The organism is Sinorhizobium sp. 7-81, assembly GCF_030124405.1.
Taxonomy (GTDB): domain Bacteria; phylum Pseudomonadota; class Alphaproteobacteria; order Rhizobiales; family Rhizobiaceae; genus Sinorhizobium; species Sinorhizobium psoraleae.
In genome coordinates this window covers 841,833-860,929 of the sequence record NZ_JASKLT010000001.1, presented here as the reverse complement: position 1 = coordinate 860,929, position 19,097 = coordinate 841,833, and the positions used below count along the sequence as shown (strand labels likewise).

The window sequence follows — 19,097 nt, the reverse complement described above, 5'->3', positions numbered from 1 at the left end:
TGCCCACATCCGGCCAGCCGGCCACCTCCTCCCCGCAAGCGGGCTAAGCTGCTCCCTTGGCGTTTCGACCTGTGAGAAACGCCCAGGATCGCGAAACGCTGCGTCTCCCGATTGTCGCTACCGGACCGGCAGCATTGAGGATAGTCTCGACCTGTACGCCACCAACCGGAGTGATCGCCATGTCCTTCTTTCCTGGTCCAGATCCGCTCGCCGGCGACAAGCCGGCCTGCGACGCCATCGAGCATCTCATCATTCCACGTACCAGCGACATCGGCGGTCTTCAGGTTCGTCGGGCGCTGCCGACCGCAAGGCGCCGCCTCGTCGGTCCGTTCATCTTCTTCGACCGGATGGGGCCGGCGCTGCTTCGGGCCGGTCAGGCGATCGACGTTCGCCCGCATCCGCATATCGGCCTTTCGACCGTGACCTACCTCTTCGACGGCGAGATCAAGCATCGCGACAGCCTCGGTACGGAAATGGTGATCCGCCCCGGAGACGTGAACCTGATGACTGCCGGCCGCGGCATCGTGCACTCCGAACGCTCCCCGGAGAACCAGCGCGGCCATGAACGATCGCTGTCCGGGCTGCAAACCTGGCTGGCACTCCCCGACGACAAGGAAGAGATCGACCCGATCTTCACGCACACCGAAGAACGCTTGCTGCCGCACCTTGCCGATGGCGGCGTACGCGCACGCGTGGTCCTCGGCCGCTTCGAGGGCGCGGCGTCACCCGTCTCCATCTTCACCGACACGATCTATGTGGATCTCGCGATCGAACCGGGCAAGAGCGCGCCCTTTGCGGCCAATTGGGAAGAGCGGGCGCTCTACATCCTTTCCGGCGAAGCGATCATCGCTGGAGATCACTTTGCCGACAACCAGTTGCTCGTCTTCCGCCCCGGTGATGAAATCACCGTGACCGCCGGCCCCGCTGGCTGTCACGTCATGCTGTTCGGCGGCGCCGCTCTCGGCTCGCCGCGCCACATCTGGTGGAACTTCGTTTCCTCGTCCAAGGAGCGGATTGACAAGGCAAAGGAAGAGTGGCGCACCGGTCGCTTCGACATCGTCCCGGGGGACGAGGAAGAGTTCATACCTTTGCCCGAAAGTTAAATTTCGCGAAGCTCTTGGTTGAAGTCGCAGGAAAGCCTAATTTTGCATTCAACGGCGATTGCGTCTAAAGATCCTTTTCGACAAACACCATCAACAGTTCGCGCGCCTTCCGCGGCGCGCATGAGGCATGCAGCGTGACACAACTGCCAACCAATCCTATGCCGGCGACGCCCTTGCTTGATCAGGTTAAGTTCCCCGACGATCTCAAGAAGATCGACGAGAAGGATCTGCCGCAACTGGCAAGGGAATTGCGCGCGGAAATGATCGATGCGGTGTCGCGTACCGGGGGTCATCTCGGCGCCGGCCTCGGTGTCGTTGAACTGACCATCGCGATTCACAAGATTTTCGACACGCCGCATGATCGGCTGATCTTCGACGTCGGCCATCAGTGCTATCCGCACAAGATCCTGACTGGACGGCGCGACCGTATCCGCACGCTGCGCCAGGAAGGCGGCCTTTCCGGCTTCACGCGGCGCGCCGAAAGCGAGTACGACCCCTTCGGCGCGGCCCATTCCTCGACGTCGATCTCCGCGGGGCTTGGCATGGCGGTCGCCGCCGATCTCGACGGCAAGACCCGTAACGTGATTGCCGTGATCGGCGACGGCGCGCTCTCCGCCGGCATGGCTTACGAAGCGCTGAACAATGCCGGCGCGCTGGATGCACGCCTCATCGTCATCCTCAACGACAACGACATGTCGATCGCGCCTCCGACCGGCGCCATGAGCGCCTATCTCGCGCGGCTTGCCTCGGGGCGCACCTATATGGGCATCCGCGAGGTTGGCAAGAAGCTGACAGCCTATCTCGGCAAGTCGGTCGACAGGGCGCTCACCCGTGCCGTCGAGCATGCTCGCGGCTATGTCACCGGAGGCACGCTCTTCGAGGAGATGGGTTTCTACCATATCGGCCCGATCGACGGTCATTCCTTCGACCATCTGCTGCCCGTGCTGCGCAATGTCAGGGATAATGCCAAGGGACCGGTGCTGATCCATGTGGTGACGCAGAAGGGCAAGGGTTATCCGCCGGCGGAAGCTGCAGCCGACAAATATCACGGCGTCAACAAGTTCGACGTCATCACCGGCGCGCAGGCGAAGGCGAAGCCCAATGCGCCGGCCTATACCTCGGTGTTCGCGGAGGCGCTCGTCCAGGAAGCGAGCCTTGATGACAAGATCGTCGCCATTACCGCCGCCATGCCGACCGGCACCGGTCTCGACAGGTTCGCGTCCGTCCACCCCTCGCGCTGCTTCGATGTCGGCATCGCAGAGCAGCACGCCGTGACCTTCGCGGCGGGGCTTGCGGCGGAGGGCTACAAGCCCTTCGCGGCGCTCTATTCCACGTTCCTGCAGCGCGCCTACGACCAGGTCGTCCATGACGTGGCAATCCAGGGACTGCCCGTCCGCTTCCCCATCGATCGCGCCGGCTTTGTCGGCGCCGACGGACCGACGCACGCCGGCTCCTTCGATACGACCTACCTCGCCACTCTGCCGGGCTTCGTGGTGATGGCGGCCGCCGACGAGGCGGAACTGAAACATATGGTACGCACCGCTGCCGCCTATGACGAAGGCCCGATTTCCTTCCGCTATCCGCGCGGCGAAGGTGTCGGCGTCGAACTCCCGGAACGCGGCGAGATCCTGCAAATCGGCAAGGGCCGTATCGTCAAGCAAGGATCGAAGGTTGCCCTGCTTTCGTTCGGCACTCGTCTTGCCGACTGTCTGACGGCGGCGGAGGACCTGGATGCCGCCGGTCTCTCGACGACCGTTGCCGATGCCCGCTTCGCAAAGCCCCTCGACCACGATCTCATCCGCCAGCTTGCGCGGCATCATGAAGTGCTGATCACCATCGAAGAGGGCGCCGTCGGCGGGTTTGGAAGTCACGTGCTGCAGTTCCTTGCGATGGACGGCCTGCTCGATGGCGGGCTCAAGGTGCGGCCACTGGTGATGCCGGACATCTGGATGGAACAGGCGAAACCCGAAGCCATGTATGCCGCGGCCGGACTTGATCGGGCCGGCATCGTCTCGACCGTCTTCAAGACACTTGGCCAGAAACAAGCGGTCGGCCTCGGAGCGGCAGGCTGAGACTTTCTCGGTCTTTACCCCCAAACCGAAGAGACGACGCCAAGGCGCGATGAGACAGCATGTCCGAAGAAGCCAAGATATCCCTCCGCCTTGACCAGTTGCTGCTCAACAGCGGCCTCGTTGCCAGCCGCGCTCGTGCGCGCGATGCCATCCAGCGCGGTACCGTCAAGGTCGATGGCCGCACCGTCACCAAGCCCGCCGCCACCTTCGTCGAAGGCGTCGCCATTACTATAGACGATCCGGCGCAGGCCTATGTTTCCAGAGCGGCGCTGAAGCTCGTCGCCGCCCTCGACCACTTCGGCCTCGACCCGTCCGGGCAGACCTGCATCGATATCGGCGCCTCGACCGGCGGCTTCACCGAGGTTCTGCTAAAGCGCGGTGCCAGCCATGTCATCGCCGTCGACGTCGGCCATGGACAGATGCATCCGCGCATCGCAGCAGATCCGCGCGTCACCAATATCGAAGGGCTGAACGCCCGGGCCATGACCGTGGATGACGTCGGGGATCATGCGATCACCTTCGCCGTTTCCGACGTCTCCTTCATCTCGTTGAAGCTGGCGCTCCCGCCTGCGCTTCGTATGGCCGAACCCGGCGCGCACTGCGTTCTGCTCGTCAAGCCGCAATTCGAGGCCGGGCGCGAGGCGATCAGCAAGGCCGGGCTGCTCAAGGATCCAGAGAGCGCCCCGGCCGTGGCTGAGGAATTGGAACGCTGGCTTGTGGAGGACATGGGCTGGCAGAGCCTCGGCCTCATCCCCTCACCCATCGCCGGTGGCGACGGCAACGCCGAATTCCTTCTTGCCGGGGTGAAGCCATGAGCACGCAAACGGTCACGATCACCCGTCTCGGCGCACAGGGCGACGGCATCGCGCAGACCGAAGCCGGGCCGATCTTTGCGCCGTTCACGCTGCCTGGCGAAAGCGTTGCGCTTGCCGTCAACAAGGCGCACGGCACGCTGATCTCGGTGAGGGATGCCTCCCCCAACCGGGCCGAGCCGAAGTGTCGTCACTTCGGCCCTGACGGGGTCAACGGCACCTGCGGCGGCTGTACGCTCCAGCACGCATCCGACGATCTTTATCATGCCTTCAAACGCAATCTCGTCATCGATGCCCTGAAGTCGAAGGGGTTGACGCCGGAGGTGGCGCCGCTGGTCATCGCCCATCCGGGCGAGCGCCGGCGCGTCGTCTTCACTGCGCGGCGAACCGAAAAAGAACTGCTGCTCGGCTTCAACCAGGCAGAAAGCCATCACATCGTGGCGGTCACCGAATGTCCCATCACGAGCCCGGGCATCGTCTCCCGGCTCGCGACCATTCGCAAGATCGCGGCCGCAATGGCGTCGAATGCCGAGCCGTTCCGCATCACGGTGCTTGAAACCAATTCCGGCCTCGATCTCGCCTTTGAGGGCAACAAGTTCGGCGACAGAGAGCGTCGCCTGACAGTCGAGGCTGTGTTGGCCGAGCGGGGCATTGCGCGCGTCAGTCTCAATGGCGAGATCATCGTCGAGCCCATAAAGCCGGTACTACACTTTGGCAGCATTGCCGTGTCACCGCCGCCCGGAAGTTTTACCCAAGCGACGCGGCCTGCCGAAGAAGCGATGGCACAGCTGGTGCTCGAGCATGTCGGCAAGGCCAAACACGTCGCCGATCTTTTCTCCGGCATCGGCACCTTCGCTCTGAGGATCGCGCAGAGGGCGCGCGTGCATGCCGTCGAGGGCGACGACAAGGCGTTGAAAGCGCTCGATTTTGCCGCACGCAACACGCAAGGCCTGAAGCCGGTGACGATCGAGAAGCGCGACCTTTTCCGCCGACCGATGATGGCACAGGAATTGAAGGCTTATGACGCAGTCGTCTTCGATCCGCCGCGCGCCGGCGCCGAGGCTCAATGCTATGAACTCGCCCGCTCTAGCGTGAAAAAGATTGCGGCCGTTTCGTGCAACCCTGTCACCCTTGCCCGCGATCTGGCAATCCTCACCGCCGCGGGCTATCGGATCACGTCGGTGACGCCGATCGACCAGTTTCTCTGGTCGGCGCATGTGGAAGCGGTCGCGACCCTCGAAAAACCCCAGAAATAACGAAGGCCCGGCGGATGCCGGGCCTCTTTTGGTTCATGTCTAGCCTGATCAGGCTGCCCGGCGCCGGTAGCTTGCGGCGCTCGGATGATCCGCCTGCGTCTCGCCAAGATTGAACTGGGCGAGCAATGCGTTGAGCGCGGCCGCCTCCTGGGCGAGGCCGTGGCTTGCCGCCGTCTGTTCCTCGACCATCGCCGCGTTCTGTTGCGTGCCCTGGTCCATGGTGTTGACGGCAGTGTTGATTTCCTGAAGACCCGTCGACTGCTCGCGCGTCGCGGTCACGATCGCGCTTACATGCTTGTTGATCTCCTGCACCTCACCGACGATCGCTTCCAGCGCCCGGCCGGTGTCGCCGACCAGCGTCACGCCCGAGCGTACCTGGTCGCCTGATGTCGTGATCAGCGCCTTGATTTCCTTCGCAGCGTTGGCTGAACGCTGGGCAAGTTCGCGCACTTCCTGAGCGACCACGGCGAAGCCCTTGCCGGCCTCGCCCGCACGGGCCGCCTCGACGCCGGCATTGAGCGCCAGGAGGTTCGTCTGGAAGGCAATGTCGTCGATGACGCCGATGATGTTGGAGATTTCGCCGGACGACTTCTCAATCGCGTGCATGGCCTGAACGGCATTCTGCACGACTTCTCCGGACTTCTCGGCACCGGCGCGGGTGCGGGCGACGAGCGCGCCGACCTCTTCCGCCCGGTGAGCGGAATCCTTGACGGTCGTAGTGATCTCCTCGAGCGCCGCAGCCGTCTCTTCGACAGACGCTGCCTGCTGCTCCGTGCGACGGGCAAGATCGTCGGCGGCCGAACGGATCTCGCTGGCGCCGGCATCAATCGCTCGGGCGTTGACGCCAACCGCTCGGAGCGTGTCGTGCAGCTTGGCGACCGAATTGTTGAAATCGGCCCTCAGGCGATCGAGACGATCGGCAAAGGGGCTGTCGATGCGGAAGGCGAGATCGCCGTTGGCGAGCCGGTCGAGGCCGGTCGCAAGCGCGTCGATCGCGTGCTGTACTTCCGCCGCATCGCGCGCCTTCTGGGCCTCGCGGTCCAGACGCTCGCGCTCGGTGAGCGACCGCGTGGCGTCCGCTTCATCCTCGAGCCGCGCCCGCTCGACGGCATTGGTGCGGAAGACGGCAACGGCCGCTGCCATCGAGCCGATCTGGTCACGACGCCCCTCGCAGGGGATTTCGACGTCGATATTGCCGGCTGCGAGCTTTTCCATGGTGCCGGTCATTTCGGTGATCGGCCGGATGACGAGGCGGCTGAGCAGCGTCGCGAGGAAAGCGATCATGACACCAACGGCGAGGATCGTCGCTACGGTAGCGGCGACGCGGAACTGGCTGATTGCCGAGTAGGCGACGTCCGCGTCCACGACGAAGCCGACATACCACTCGACCGAGGGAAGCCCCTTGACCGGGACGAAGCTGACCAGCATCGGCTTGCCGTCGAGCTCGGTGTTCATGATGCCGCTGCCGATCTTCGGCGCGTCGACGGGAAAAGCATCAGCAAGCGTCTTCGTTACCAGCTTGGCATTCGGATGGACAAGGATCTGGCCGTCCTTGTTGGCGAGGAACGCGAAGCCTTCGCCACCGACGTCGATCGCATTGACCATGGAAACCAGGGTCTTCAGCGAGAAGTCGCTACCGGCGACGCCATAGAGCTTGCCCTCATGCTTGACCGGCACCGCCGCGCTGATGATCAGATCGCCGCTAGAGGCGTCGATGTAAGGTTCGGTGAGCACGCGGGCATCGGCCTTTACGGCCTGCTGATACCACGGACGCTGCCGCGGATCGTAGCCTTCCGGCATCGGCGTTTCGGGCCAGGTGATGAACTTGCCGCTTTCGTTGCCGACATAGGTGGAGATGAACTCGGCGGTGAGAACATCGTTCTTCAGAACCGGCTGGACACCGGCGTCGTCACCAACGCGGCTGACAGCGTCGGCGACCATGGCGGTCAGCGTCACGCGGCCGTTCAGCCAATTGGCGACGCTCTGAGCCGCCTGATTGCCGGACGAGGCAATGTCCTCCTCGACTGCCTTCGTCGTCGTGGCACGCTGAAGGCTGTCGATGTAGACGGAAAAGCCTGCAAAGGCGCCGACGACAACACAGGACGCGGCAACGAGAATGCGCGTCATGAGATTCGATCGTTTGGACAAGAGAGGGCTCCCCTGGAGTAGCCGGCATCCTTCGCCGGACATGAGCTCGTGAGATTTCCCCGCGCATGGCGGATCGGTCGCGGCACGCGACAAACGAAACTGCGGGAAATGATGGACATGCCGTGAAGGCAAGACCGGCCATGCCTCATGCGGCCGGGGCCGCCCGCACGACAAGCGCCTGCCTGTTCTGATGAACGCGCAAAGGACGCTCGGCGCTCTGGTTCCGGAACATCCTGCCCGCTTTTTCCGTGTTTCCACTTTGAAAGCAGGATGATCCAGGGAAGGCCTACTGCGGCCGCACGCTAACGGCCGCTATTTAAGAACCGATTAAAATTGACATATGCAAGTTCGGGATATCCGCCCGCAACGCGATCTTCCGGAACGCGCTGTCGGCTCGCGGAATTAGCGACGCATGAAGGCTTCGAAGGCCGCACGCGCTTCTGCGCTCTTCAACTGCGCCGCGAAATGCGCAGCCTCCTCGTCGATCCGTGCGAGCACATCGCTGCGGTCTCCGCGAACAAGGTCACGGGCGATGCGCAGCGCCTCCGGTGGTTTCCTCGCGAGGCGCGCCGCAAGTGAAAGCGTCTCCGCCTCGACCGCATCGACGACCTTCCAGATCAACCCGGCCTGCAAGGCGTCGGCGGCTTCCAGCGGTTCGCCGGCGGCGAGAAGCGCGAAGGCGCGCTGGTGCCCCATAATTCGCGGCGCGATCAGGCTGGATGCCGCTTCAGGCACGAGCGCGAGATCGACGAAGGGCGTCTTGAAAACCGAGCGCGCGGAAGCAACCGTCAGGTCGCAATGGAGATGGATGGTCGTGCCGATGCCGATCGCCAGACCGTCGACGCCGGAGACAACCGGCTTTTTCGCGCCTGCAAGCGTCCGCAGGAAATCGAGTACCTCGGTTCCCATAGTCCCGCCCATGGCAAAGGCGAGAAAGTCGGCCATGTCGTTTCCGGCGGAGAAGCATCCTTCGGTGCCGAGGAAGGCGGTGACCCGGACGGCCGGATCGGCTCCCGCTACCGCCAGTGCATTCGTCATCTTGGCGTACATCTCGCGCGTGATGGCGTTCTTCTTTTCCGGCCGGTTGAAGCGGATGACCTGGACGCCGGGATAGGCCTCCGGGCGTTCTACAAGCACGTGATCGGTCATAAGTTCCCCCTCAAACGAGAACGGCCCGCGCGGCCGCAAGACTCTCCGCTCCATTGACGACGCGATCCTTGAGCGCGGCTGTTTCGGCGAGCAGGTTTTCCGCCGTGAAACGGCAAAGCGCGATGCGCGCGTCCTCTTTTCCGTCTCCGGCTTCGGCCATGCCGCCCTTGGCGAGATAGGTACCGGTCAACACCAGTCCGAAAAGACGCTGATAGGCGGTTGCGCCCGAGAGCGCTTCGGTGAGCTTTCCGCCGCCCAGCGCAGCCAACAGCCATTCGGTCGCGTCGGAGAGATCGGCGATCGCAGCATCGAGCCGCGCCGCCGTTTCGCCGAAGCCCTTCCTGTTCGTGGACCTGACTGCGGCGGCGATCTCACTAAGTTCGGCAATGAAGCCGCGCACATGGGCGCCGTCGGCCAAAGGCAGTTTGCGGGTGACGAGATCGATCGCCTGGATACCGTTGGTGCCTTCATAGATCGGCGCTATGCGCGCGTCGCGCAGGTAGCGTGCGGCCCCCGTCTCCTCGATGAAGCCCATGCCGCCATGCACTTGGATGCCCACGGAGGCGACATCGACTCCGGCATCGGTTGCAAAGGACTTTGCGATCGGCGTCAGCAGGCTGGAACGCTCCTGCCAATGACGGGCTTTCTCGCCCTCGCTGGCATGCGCCATGTCGACCGCGTGGGCGCAGGCATAGGCGATCGCCCGGGACCCTTGAGTCAGCGCCTTCATCGTCAAAAGCATCCGGGCGACGTCCGGATGCTCGATGATCGGGCTCATGCCCTCGCCGTTCCATCCCGGCGCCCTGCCCTGCGTGCGCTCCTTCGCATAGGCGATCGCCTTCTGGGTGGCCGCATCAGCGATCGCGACACCCTGCATACCCACGGCAAGCCGGGCATTGTTCATCATCGTAAACATGCAGGCGAGACCACGGTTTTCCTCGCCGACCAGATAACCGATCGCACCTTTTTCATCGCCGAACTTGCCGTCACCGTAGATCATCGTGCAGGTGGGCGAGCCGTGGATGCCGAGCTTGTGCTCGAGTGAGTGGCAGAAAAGATCGTTGCGGGGGCCGAGCGAGCCGTCGGCGTTGACGAGGAACTTCGGCACGAGAAACAGCGAAATGCCCTTCGTGCCCGCAGGTGCGTCCGGCAGGCGCGCCAGCACGAGATGGACGATGTTATCGGTAAGGTCGTGCTCGCCCCAAGTGATGAAAATCTTCTGGCCGAAGATGCGATAGCTGCCGTCATCGTGGCGTTCGGCCCGGGTCTTGAGCACTCCCAGGTCGGAACCGGCGTGCGGCTCCGTCAGGTTCATCGTGGCTGTCCACTCACCCGAAACCATCTTGGCGAGGTACGTTGCCTTCAGCGCGTCGGAGCCGTGTCTTTCCAGGGCTTCGATGGCGCCCATGGTCAGCGTCGGGCCAAGCGCGAAAGCCATCGAACCGGCATTCCACATCTCCATCGCGGCCACGTGCAGCATGTGCGGCAGATTTTGCCCACCGAAGGCCTCCGGAGCCGTCAAACCGTTCCAGCCGCCGCCGATCCAACCGTGATAGAGATCGCGCCACCCTTCCGGCGTCCTGACTGCGCCATCGACGAGTCGTGCGCCTTGCCGGTCACCGACATCGCCGAGCGGGGCCACCTCTTCCGTCGCAAAGCGCCCGGCTTCCGCAAGGATCGCATCGACCAAATCCTCACCAAGTTCACCAAAAGCACCGGCGTCCAGGGCCTCGGCCATGCCGGCCACGTGCTTCAATGTGAATGCGATCTCGTCGACCGGCGCTTTGTACATGCTCATCCTCCCCGTGCAGCCGAAACCATCGTCGAACAGCGCTGCGCGTCCTTCGTCGAACGGAAGACTATTGATTTTTACGTAAACGTCAACGTCAATCGCACTCGGTTCGAACTGCGGAGGATTGTAACAAAACTGTCATCGAGAGCGATTAGAAGCCGAGTCGTTGGAGCGGGATGCAGGCGGAAAATCGCTCACACTTTTCCATGATCCCGCTCCAGCCAAGGCGCTGCGATGAACCTGATTTCTCCCGAGATACCGGGCCTCGTCTGGGCCTACCGCTTCATACCGGGAGAAAGCCGATGCCAACGCATTGCCACCGACTCGTCGATCGACACCCTTTCTGACGGTGACGGCTGGATATGGCTGCATCTCGCGCTCAGCGATGCGCGCACGCCCGCCCTGATCGAGCGCATCAGCAACCTTCCGCAGTCGGCTATTGCCACGCTGACCAGTCACGACACACAGGCCGCAATCACCGTTTCCGAGGACGTCGTCCATGGAACGCTGGTGGACTTCGAGCGCACGTTCGACGCGGTCACGAAAACGATCGGCTGGCTGCATTTTGCCGTCAGCGACAAGATCATCATTACGACGCGGCTGCATCCACTGCGCAGCATCGATCGCGTAAAGGCGGCAGTCGAGAAAAGCGCCAGATGCAGCCGGCCGATCGACCTCTTCGAAATGCTCGTCGTCGAGTTCCAGCGCACGTTGATCACGCTCGTGCTGGAACTCACCGAAGAACTGAACGTCATCGAGGATCATGTCTACGGAGAGATCGGGCACAGGCAGCAACCAGGGCTCGCGCCGCTGCGCAGGACCGTGGTGCGGCTGCACCGGCATCTGAGAACCATTCTCGCCCTGCTGCGCCGGGCCGGAGCGTCGGAGGAGGACGAGGTGCCGCCGGGTTTCATCGACGCGGCGGAGCGGCTTTCCGACCGATTGGAGGCGGTTGACCGGGATGTCTTCGCACTCCAGGAACGCGCAAGGCTTCTCCACGAGGAAATCGACAGCAAGATTTCCTCGGAGACCAACCGACATCTCTACATTCTGTCGCTGATGACCGCGTTCCTTTTGCCGCCGACATTGGTGACCGGTTTCTTCGGTATGAACACGGGAGCCCTGCCCTTCGCTGACGGTGGCGGGACGCTCTACGCCGCCTTGATCATCGCGTGTTCCATGGGCCTTGCCTGGCTCATTCTGCGCCGCATAGGCATTTTATAGGTCGCGGCGAAGGGCCGGACGCGACCGGCTCCATCGAACCGCGCCGGTAACGCTACAATCCAGAGCCGAACTTCGCCGCCACGCTTCTGCCTGAAGTCTATGTACAGGAGCGCTCGTCTCGCGCAGGATCAATTCGGGGCTGAGATTTACGACCTTTTAACGCTAATGTCGGCAATCTCAGTGAATGGAAAAGCGGGGACTCTCGATCTCGGGGACGATCTTGCGCCTGGTGGCCCTCTTGGGTCTGACCTTCGCGGCGGCGAATGCACGCGCGAGTGACCTGGAACCTTGGAAGCAGCGGCAGAACGCCATCATTGTCGATGCTTATGAGATGAACAGCATCGACTGGGAAGTGATGCTGAAGGACAAGCGTATTGCCGGGTTCATCGCAAAGGCGTCCGACGGCCTGCCCGAAAGCTTCTCCTGCACCGGAGACCATGGCGGCGACACGGTAGCCCACTGCAAGACGATGTGGCGCAAATACGCCGTCAGCCGCGAACTTTACCAGACCCGCCGAATGATCGCCCGCTCGCATGGCCTGCTCTGGGGCGCCTACCATCTGGCTCGGCCCGGCAATCCTGTCGATCAGGCCAACCACTTCCTCGACTATGCCGATCCCCGCGACGACGAGGTGATGGTCCTCGATATCGAGGGGATCGATCCGGAAAAATACATGTCACTGGAAGATGCCGCCATCTTCGCCGGGCACATCAAGACCCGCACAGGCCGCTATCCGATCCTCTATACCAACCACATCACCGCGAAGCACATCGCCGCCAACCGCCTCAAGCATCGGCTGCTATCTCGCCTTCCGCTCTGGTACGCCCGCTACAAGCCCGACATCCGCAAGGTGTTTCCGATGGGGAACTGGGACAGTTACGCGCTCTGGCAATTCTCGTCGTCGCACAATTGCGGCAAGCGGCGCTGCCCGTACCGAGTGCCCGGCACGCTTAACGATATCGACGTGAACGTCGCCGCCATGCCAGTCTCCGCGCTGAAGGCCGTCTGGGCGCAAGGTGCCCTGCTGCCGGAGAAGGCGCCGGTTTTGACCGTTGTCGCCGCGGCGACGCGCGGCACGGCGCCAGCAGCCAGCGCCAGGGCCGCCGTCTCGTTCGAGCGGCCGGCATTGCTCGTGAGCCGGGCAACGGCCGCGAGCAAGTCGGGCAGCGGGGTCGACATGACCGTTACCGGCTCGATTGCCGTCAAAGCAGCCGAAGCACACCTGCCCCACCAGGCGGAGCGGCGCTAAGGCCCCCTTCCGGGAAGAAGCCGCGGCTTTTACGCCTCGATCTGCACGTCGCCGAGCGGCCGCGAGCAACAGGCAAGGATGTAGCCTTCCTCGATCTCGTCATCGAGAATGCCGCCATTGTGCTTCATCTCGACATCGCCGGCGACCTTCATCACCCGGCATGTACCGCAGATGCCGCCCTCGCAGGCCGCACCGATCCTGACGCCATTGGCGCGCGCGGTCTGCAGGATCGTCTGGCCCGGCACGGCCGTCACGTCCTTGCCGCTCATGGTAAAGCTTACCCGCATCGCCTCGGCCGGAGCGCCCGCCGCAGGTCCGGCGCGAACCGCAAGTTCCTCGGCTGCCGGCGCGGCGGCCGGCTGAAAGCTCTCTTCGTGATAACGCGCCATATCGAAGCCGGTGCCTTTCAGCATCTCCCTGACGCCGCGCATGAAAGGTTCGGGCCCGCAGCAAAACACCGTCCTCTCGAGGAAGTCCGGCGCGAGCAGAGGCAATTTCGTCGCGTCGATGCGGCCGCGCAGTCCGTGCCATCCGTCACGCGCCTCGTGGCCTTCCACGAGAAAGCCGATATTGAGCCGTGGCATCTGGCGGGCGAGAACCTCCAACTCGGAGCGGAACAGGAGATCCTCCGGCCGGCGGGCGCAGGAAATGAAGGTGACGTCCGTGTCGGGCGCGCAGTCGGCCATCCACCGCGTCATCGACATCATCGGCGTCACCCCGGAACCGGCCGAGATAAACAGATATTTCTCGCCCGGATGGCGAACGAAACTGAAATCGCCAAGCGGCCCGAGCGCCTTCAGCCTCATGCCCGGCTTCAGGTTGTCGAACATCCAGCGGGTGCCGATACTGCCCGGCTGCGCCTTGACGGTGACGGCTATCGAGAGCGGTCGCGACGGCGAAGACGACAGCGTGTAGGTGCGCATCGCCGGCTCTTCGCCGACGGGCAGTTCGAGCGTGACGAACTGCCCCGGCAGATAGCGAAACCACGAAGGCTTGTCCGAGCGGAAGGTGAAGGTCATCACATCCGCGGTCTCGACGACGGCCGAAATGCACTCAAGCAGGTGCTGGCGATCGATCCACGGGTGCAGTTCATCGAAGTGGCGGAAGGACAGGGGCATTTCCATGGTCATGCCACCCGCGAGAGAGGAGCGGCGTCGCCCTGCAGACGGTTCTGCATGAAATTGCAGTACCATTCGACGAACTGCATCACGCCGCCCTCGTGCTCCGCCGAATAGGGGCCAGGCTCATAGGCCGGCGAGCGGATGCCGAAGGCATTTTCTTCGACGATCTGCCGGTCCTGGTCGTTGGTCTCCGTCCAGACATGGGTCAAGTCCTCGATCGTGTAATCGACGCCCTCGACCGCGTCCTTGCTGACCAGCCATTTGGTGGTGACCTGCGTCAATTCCGGCCCCAGCGGCAACACGCGGAAGGTGATCGCGTGATCGCCGAGCACATGGTTCCAGGTCGTCGGGTAGTGGAAGAGCAGCAGCGTGCCGATCCCGCGCGTGTTGACGCCCGCCGAAAGCTGTTTGCGGACTGCGGCCTGACCGGACATGGTGTAGCTCTCGGCGCCGTTGATCAGCGGCATTCTTGTCATACGAAACTGGCCGGTCGGCGCAATCCTGAAGGTGCTCGGAAGGCCCGCCGCCTCGCACTTTTCCCAATGGGCGCCGATCTCCGGGTCGTTCATCGCTCCCTGGACGCCTGTCACCGTCGGGGCTTCGGGGTAGGTGCGGCAAAGCTCCGGATGGTTAGCGGCGCAATGGTAGCACTCGCGGTTGTTCTCCCAGACAAGCTTCCAATTGCCCTTCTCGACGATGGTGCTCTCATAGGCGACCTTGGTTTCGCCGAGACGATGCGGTGCGAGATAGCCTGCGGCCATGTCGCGGAACGGCTGGAAATCCATCGGCTTGTCGGCAAGGCTGATGAAGATGTAGCCGCCCACGGTTTCGCAATGGACTGGTTTCAGGCTGTGCTCAGCCGGGTCGAAGCCTTCGGGCATTTGCCGGGCGAAGAGCAGCTTGCCGTCGAGTTCGTAGGTCCATTGGTGATAGGGACAGACGAGCTTGGCTGAAGAGCCCTTGTGTTGCGTGCAGACGCGCGAACCGCGGTGGCGGCAGGAATTGTGGAGCGCCCGGATCGTTCCCTGCCGGTCACGGACGATGACGATCGGATAGTCACCGACCTGAACGGTGAAGTAGTTGCCGGCTCTCGGAATTTCGCAGTCGTGGCCGATGAAGAGCCAGTCCTTGTACCAGATGTGCTCAAGGTCTTGCCGGTAATAATCCGGGTCGGTGTAGAAGGCCCGGTCGAGGCTATAGCCTTCACGGCGGGTTTTCAGCCGGCGCAGCATATCGTTCTGAACGTCCATGTCCTATCCTCGTTCATCAGTTCGGAGAGGCAGGACAGGAACCAGCACCGATAAAGATACCGGCGCATCAACGGTTCCGATCCGGCTGCCCGCCGCAACCAGTTACGGTCGATATTTCGTCCCAAGGCTGGTTTCCGGGCTCTGGAGCGGCCCCGCGAGGGACCAGCCCGGCGCCTTCCCGGACACACCGTCCAGTGGCCTTTTGCCGTGGCTTTCGCTCCACCACCGTTGCGGGGGCAGCGCCGGGATCTGACCGGCTTCCCAATTCTCCGCCTTCCCTGGAGCGGCACCTTGAGTGTTCCTATCTAAGCGCGCGCAGCAGTTCGGCATCTGCCGATTGACGACATCCGATTCCGGAAAGGCGACACGACATTCTCGTGTTCAATCGCGAAGCAACCATAAAGATTGTTCATTAGAAACAATGTGATAGTAGAAAATTTAAGCAACTGGCGATTTTTTTTGGCAGCGCCATCTCCGGCACGAAGTTGACTGGCCATTTTGCGACATTCGTCCCGTGCGAGCACCATCGACGAATGCGTTGAAAAATTATCTGTTAACCCTGAACGGCTAGCATTCCGCAACGGATCAATTCGCGGACAGGATGGCGCCGACGCCGATGGCAAAACTCAGATACTATGACGCCGCCCCGAGAGCCTCGCTGCCAGCGCCCAGGACCACACCACATGCGGAGTTCCTCCGAACCGGACGAATCGACCGCCGACGGCACTGGGTAGCCGAGCAGCGGCGCTACCTGACGCATGAGGAAGTCGCCGAGCGGACCGGGCGGAAACTGGCGGCGGCCGGCGAGACCACCCACAAGCGGATCAACGCTTTCCATGCATCGATCCAGTTTCCGAAGATGGTCTTCCACCGCACGCTCCCGAACAGTCCGCATCTCGGCTACTGCCACGTGACCGCCGCAAAAACGCACCTTCCCCAGTCGCGCGATCTCCCCTGGGCTTTCTATTTTGCGAACTTCTTTTCCGATCTCGGTGACGAGACGCATTTCTTCGATCGGATACAGACAGGCTATTCGCGGATGTATTTCGCCGTGGCCATCGAGCCTGGCGACGAGGAAGGCCGGATGGTCATCAACCGCGATGTCCGCGGTAACGGCCTGATCTTCCGGACGCAGGACCCGAAGATCGCGCTCAAGAACGTCTTGATGCTGGGCGCGCGGGACGATGCGCTGCGCCAGATCATTCGCAGTCTCTGACGCGCAGCCGGTCCTTGTTTGCATGCATGTCGTTGTCCCAAACCGCTGCGCACTTTTAGGCGACATGCGCTCTTTGTTTTCATGCATGTCGTTGTCTCAAAACCGCTGCGCACTTTTGGGCGACATGCATTGACGAAGAAAATCGTTCTGTTTTCCCCACACCTCCTTTAAGGAAGCGACGGAAAGGGCAAACGGAACTGCCATGGCCGAAATCATCGATACACGCACAGAACCGGACCGGGCGATCGAGATAGCCTGCGCCGTTCTTTCCGGGGGCGAGCCTGTCGCGATCCCGACGGAGACGGTCTATGGCCTTGCAGCGGATGCCAGCAACCCCGATGCGATCAGCCGCATTTACGAGATGAAAGGCCGGCCGCGTTTCAATCCGTTGATTTGCCATGTCTCGGATATGACGATGGCTGAAGCTCACGTCACGTTCGACCCGATCTCGCGTCGTCTTGCCGAGGCCTTCTGGCCTGGCCCGCTGACCCTGATCCTGCCGCAACGGCGCGAGAGCGCCGTCCATGCGCTCGCCTCGGCCGGTCTCGAAACGCTCGGCATCCGCATGCCCGACGGCTTCTCGCGCCAGGTGATCGCCCGCTTCGGACGCCCGCTCGCGGCGCCGAGTGCCAACACTTCGGGGAAGATAAGCCCGACCAGCGCAGCCCACGTGCAGGCCGACCTAGGCTCCAGGCTGAAACTCATCCTTGATGCCGGCCCGGCTGAAATCGGCCTCGAGTCGACGATCATCAAGGTTGAAGACGGGGCACTGCGGCTTCTGAGGCCCGGTGGGCTGGACGCCGCGGCGATAGAGAAACTGACGGGACGCGAGGTCCTGCGGCCCGAAAGCGCCGGCTCGACGATCGAGGCGCCGGGCATGCTTGCTTCACATTATGCGCCGGGCGCAGCCGTGAGGCTGAATGCCGAGGACGTTTGTGCCGGAGAAGCGCTGATCCGCTTCGGAGGCAGACCGCTTCCGGGCGAGAGCGGCGCGACGATCGTGCTGGACCTCAGCCCCGGCGGCAATCTTCGCGAGGCGGCCGCCAACCTTTTCGACTACATGAAGCAAGCGGATGCCAGCGGCGCTCGGACGATAGCCTTCGGTCCTGTGCCGGAAGAAGGTCTCGGGGAGGCGATCATCGATCGCCTGCAGCGGGCAGCAGCCCCCAGAGCTTGAACAACTTGCTGAAAATGAGAGCACGATCATGACGACCCCACTTCTTTCTCCGGAATTGATCGCCTCTTTCATCGACATCGTCGGTAGCGCCAATGCGCTGAGCAGCCCGGCGGAAACCGCACCTTACCTTGTCGAATCGCGCGGGCTCTATCACGGCACAACCCCACTCGTCCTCAGGCCCGGTTCCGTCGAGGAAGTCTCGCGCATCATGCGCCTCGCCAGCCAGACCCGCACGGCCATCGTCCCCCAGGGAGGCAATACCGGACATGTGGCCGGCCAGATCCCGCGCGAAGGCAAGGCCGACATGGTCCTCTCGCTTGAGCGGCTGAACCGCATTCGCGACATCGATCCGGTCGGCAATATCATCGTCGCCGATGCGGGCTGCATCCTGGCGGACATCCAGAAAGCGGCTGACGACCACGGGCGCCTTTTCCCGCTGTCGCTCGGTTCCGAAGGCTCGGCCCGCATCGGCGGCAATCTCTCGACCAATGCCGGCGGTACGGCCGTGCTTGCCTATGGCAACATGCGCCAGCTTTGCCTGGGGCTGGAAGTCGTGCTCCCGACCGGCGAGATCTGGGACGGATTGCGGCGGCTGAAGAAGGACAATACCGGCTACGATCTTCGCGACCTCTTCATCGGCGCCGAAGGAACGCTTGGCGTCATTACCGGCGCCGTGCTGAAGCTGCTCCCAAAGCCGCTTGGCCATCAAGTCGCTTTCGCTGGTCTCGGCAGCGTCGAGGATGCACTTCGTCTTTTTGACCGGGCATCGAGCCTCTGCGGCCCGGCGCTGACGGGCTTCGAGCTGATGCCGAGGATAGGCATTGAGTTCACCACGAGGCACATTCCGGGCGTGCGCGACCCCATGCCGACGGTCCATCCCTGGTATGCCTTGATCGATATCTCGACGTCGGATTCCGCCGAAAGCGCGGAGCGTTTGGTGCAGGGCGTGCTCGAAGCTGGCGTCAACGATGGTCTCGTTGAGAACGCCGTCATCGCGACAAGCGAGGCACAGCGCAAGGCGCTGTGGCATATGCGCGAGAGCATGTCGCCGGCACAGAAACCGGAAGGCGGCTCCATCAAGCACGATGTTTCGGTGCCGGTATCGAGCATCCCCGCCTTCATTGCGGAGGCCGATGCCGCCGTCATGAAAGCCATACCCGGGGCGCGCATATGCTCCTTCGGCCACATGGGCGACGGCAACATCCACTACAACATTTCCCAGCCGGTCGGCGCCGACAAGCAGGCGTTCCTGGACCGTTGGCGCGAAATAAACGCCATCGTCCACGGCATCGTGCTGAGATATCGCGGATCGATTTCGGCCGAGCACGGCATCGGCCAGCTGAAACGTGACGAGCTTGCGGAAATCCGCCCGGCGATCGAGATCGAGCTGATGCAACGGATCAAGCATGCCTTTGACCCAGCAGGCATCATGAATCCCGACAAGGTGCTGCGCTCCAGCTCAACGTGACCGATGCCAAAAGCTGGAGCGGGGCGCGAGCGGGAAACCGCTACACCTTTCGTCGAATTG

The 19,097-nt window shown here is 62.9% G+C and carries 14 protein-coding genes and 1 riboswitch; of the genes, 9 read left to right on the top strand and 5 right to left on the bottom strand.

Going from position 1 to position 19,097, the window contains the following annotated elements; all coding sequences use genetic code 11:
• The first annotated feature begins 179 nt into the window (after positions 1 to 179).
• The 4 genes from QN224_RS04090 (at position 180) to QN224_RS04075 (ending at position 5,243) form a co-directional block, all read left to right on the top strand.
• Positions 180 to 1,103 (top strand): pirin family protein, encoded by a 924-nt coding sequence (locus QN224_RS04090; RefSeq protein ID WP_283975635.1) that lies wholly within the window; start codon positions 180 to 182, stop codon positions 1,101 to 1,103.
• A gap of 158 nt (positions 1,104 to 1,261) precedes the next feature.
• Positions 1,262 to 3,175, top strand: a complete 1,914-nt coding sequence (gene dxs / locus QN224_RS04085; RefSeq protein WP_283976092.1) for a 1-deoxy-D-xylulose-5-phosphate synthase — start codon at positions 1,262 to 1,264, stop codon at positions 3,173 to 3,175.
• Between the two features lie 59 nt (positions 3,176 to 3,234).
• The gene (locus tag QN224_RS04080) at positions 3,235 to 3,990 is read left to right on the top strand and encodes a TlyA family RNA methyltransferase (protein WP_283975634.1); all 756 of its coding nucleotides are present in this window, start codon (positions 3,235 to 3,237) and stop codon (positions 3,988 to 3,990) included.
• Entirely contained in the window at positions 3,987 to 5,243 is a 1,257-nt protein-coding gene (locus QN224_RS04075) for a class I SAM-dependent RNA methyltransferase (protein WP_283975633.1), read from the top strand. Before QN224_RS04080 ends, QN224_RS04075 begins: the two co-directional genes overlap by 4 nt.
• A 48-nt stretch (positions 5,244 to 5,291) precedes the next feature.
• On the opposite strand, the gene mcpU is transcribed toward QN224_RS04075, so the two are convergent.
• The 3 genes from mcpU to QN224_RS04060 form a co-directional block, all read right to left on the bottom strand.
• The gene (gene mcpU / locus QN224_RS04070; protein ID WP_283975632.1) at positions 5,292 to 7,433 is read right to left on the bottom strand and encodes a methyl-accepting chemotaxis protein McpU; all 2,142 of its coding nucleotides are present in this window, start codon (positions 7,431 to 7,433) and stop codon (positions 5,292 to 5,294) included.
• A 360-nt stretch (positions 7,434 to 7,793) separates the two neighbouring features.
• Positions 7,794 to 8,540, bottom strand: coding sequence for a crotonase/enoyl-CoA hydratase family protein (locus QN224_RS04065; RefSeq protein ID WP_283975631.1), 747 nt, complete (start codon positions 8,538 to 8,540; stop codon positions 7,794 to 7,796).
• A 10-nt stretch (positions 8,541 to 8,550) separates the two neighbouring features.
• On the bottom strand, positions 8,551 to 10,332 hold the full coding sequence (locus QN224_RS04060) for an acyl-CoA dehydrogenase (protein WP_283975630.1): 1,782 nt from the start codon (positions 10,330 to 10,332) through the stop codon (positions 8,551 to 8,553).
• Positions 10,333 to 10,566: 234 nt separating this feature from the next.
• On the opposite strand from QN224_RS04060, the gene QN224_RS04055 reads away from it, so the two are divergent.
• Positions 10,567 to 11,556, top strand: a complete 990-nt coding sequence (locus tag QN224_RS04055) for a transporter (protein WP_283975629.1) — start codon at positions 10,567 to 10,569, stop codon at positions 11,554 to 11,556.
• Between the two features lie 184 nt (positions 11,557 to 11,740).
• Entirely contained in the window at positions 11,741 to 12,805 is a 1,065-nt protein-coding gene (locus tag QN224_RS04050) for a glycoside hydrolase family 25 protein (RefSeq protein ID WP_283975628.1), read from the top strand.
• A gap of 29 nt (positions 12,806 to 12,834) precedes the next feature.
• Here QN224_RS04050 and QN224_RS04045 read toward each other — a convergent pair whose 3' ends face one another.
• Both QN224_RS04045 and QN224_RS04040 read right to left on the bottom strand, forming a co-directional pair.
• A complete protein-coding gene (locus tag QN224_RS04045) occupies positions 12,835 to 13,935 on the bottom strand; it encodes a hybrid-cluster NAD(P)-dependent oxidoreductase (RefSeq protein ID WP_283975627.1) in 1,101 nt (366 codons plus the stop codon).
• The gene (locus tag QN224_RS04040; protein ID WP_283975626.1) at positions 13,932 to 15,176 is read right to left on the bottom strand and encodes an aromatic ring-hydroxylating dioxygenase subunit alpha; all 1,245 of its coding nucleotides are present in this window, start codon (positions 15,174 to 15,176) and stop codon (positions 13,932 to 13,934) included. Before QN224_RS04040 ends, QN224_RS04045 begins: the two co-directional genes overlap by 4 nt.
• A 107-nt stretch (positions 15,177 to 15,283) precedes the next feature.
• A riboswitch (cobalamin riboswitch) is annotated at positions 15,284 to 15,485 on the bottom strand.
• 307 nt (positions 15,486 to 15,792) lie between these two features.
• Between QN224_RS04040 and QN224_RS04035 the strand changes: the two genes are divergently transcribed.
• The 3 genes from QN224_RS04035 to QN224_RS04025 all read left to right on the top strand — a co-directional run bounded on the left by QN224_RS04035 (position 15,793) and on the right by QN224_RS04025 (position 19,037).
• Positions 15,793 to 16,392, top strand: a complete 600-nt coding sequence (locus QN224_RS04035; protein WP_283975625.1) for a DUF6656 family protein — start codon at positions 15,793 to 15,795, stop codon at positions 16,390 to 16,392.
• Positions 16,393 to 16,594: 202 nt separating this feature from the next.
• Positions 16,595 to 17,569: an L-threonylcarbamoyladenylate synthase gene (locus QN224_RS04030; protein ID WP_283975624.1), complete on the top strand. Its 975-nt coding sequence runs from the start codon at positions 16,595 to 16,597 to the stop codon at positions 17,567 to 17,569.
• Positions 17,570 to 17,597: 28 nt separating this feature from the next.
• Entirely contained in the window at positions 17,598 to 19,037 is a 1,440-nt protein-coding gene (locus tag QN224_RS04025; RefSeq protein ID WP_283975623.1) for an FAD-binding oxidoreductase, read from the top strand.
• Positions 19,038 to 19,097 lie beyond the last annotated feature (60 nt).

Coding starts and splice junctions, on each gene's coding strand:
- QN224_RS04055 (WP_283975629.1), top strand. CDS start 10,567: ATGAACCTGATTTCTCCCGAGATACCGGGCCTCGTCTGGGCCTACCGC.
- QN224_RS04065 (WP_283975631.1), bottom strand. CDS start 8,540: ATGACCGATCACGTGCTTGTAGAACGCCCGGAGGCCTATCCCGGCGTC.
- QN224_RS04025 (WP_283975623.1), top strand. CDS start 17,598: ATGACGACCCCACTTCTTTCTCCGGAATTGATCGCCTCTTTCATCGAC.
- QN224_RS04060 (WP_283975630.1), bottom strand. CDS start 10,332: ATGTACAAAGCGCCGGTCGACGAGATCGCATTCACATTGAAGCACGTG.
- QN224_RS04030 (WP_283975624.1), top strand. CDS start 16,595: ATGGCCGAAATCATCGATACACGCACAGAACCGGACCGGGCGATCGAG.
- QN224_RS04040 (WP_283975626.1), bottom strand. CDS start 15,176: ATGGACGTTCAGAACGATATGCTGCGCCGGCTGAAAACCCGCCGTGAA.
- QN224_RS04090 (WP_283975635.1), top strand. CDS start 180: ATGTCCTTCTTTCCTGGTCCAGATCCGCTCGCCGGCGACAAGCCGGCC.
- mcpU (WP_283975632.1), bottom strand. CDS start 7,433: ATGTCCGGCGAAGGATGCCGGCTACTCCAGGGGAGCCCTCTCTTGTCC.
- dxs (WP_283976092.1), top strand. CDS start 1,262: ATGCCGGCGACGCCCTTGCTTGATCAGGTTAAGTTCCCCGACGATCTC.
- QN224_RS04080 (WP_283975634.1), top strand. CDS start 3,235: ATGTCCGAAGAAGCCAAGATATCCCTCCGCCTTGACCAGTTGCTGCTC.
- QN224_RS04075 (WP_283975633.1), top strand. CDS start 3,987: ATGAGCACGCAAACGGTCACGATCACCCGTCTCGGCGCACAGGGCGAC.
- QN224_RS04050 (WP_283975628.1), top strand. CDS start 11,741: ATGGAAAAGCGGGGACTCTCGATCTCGGGGACGATCTTGCGCCTGGTG.
- QN224_RS04045 (WP_283975627.1), bottom strand. CDS start 13,935: ATGACCATGGAAATGCCCCTGTCCTTCCGCCACTTCGATGAACTGCAC.
- QN224_RS04035 (WP_283975625.1), top strand. CDS start 15,793: ATGGCAAAACTCAGATACTATGACGCCGCCCCGAGAGCCTCGCTGCCA.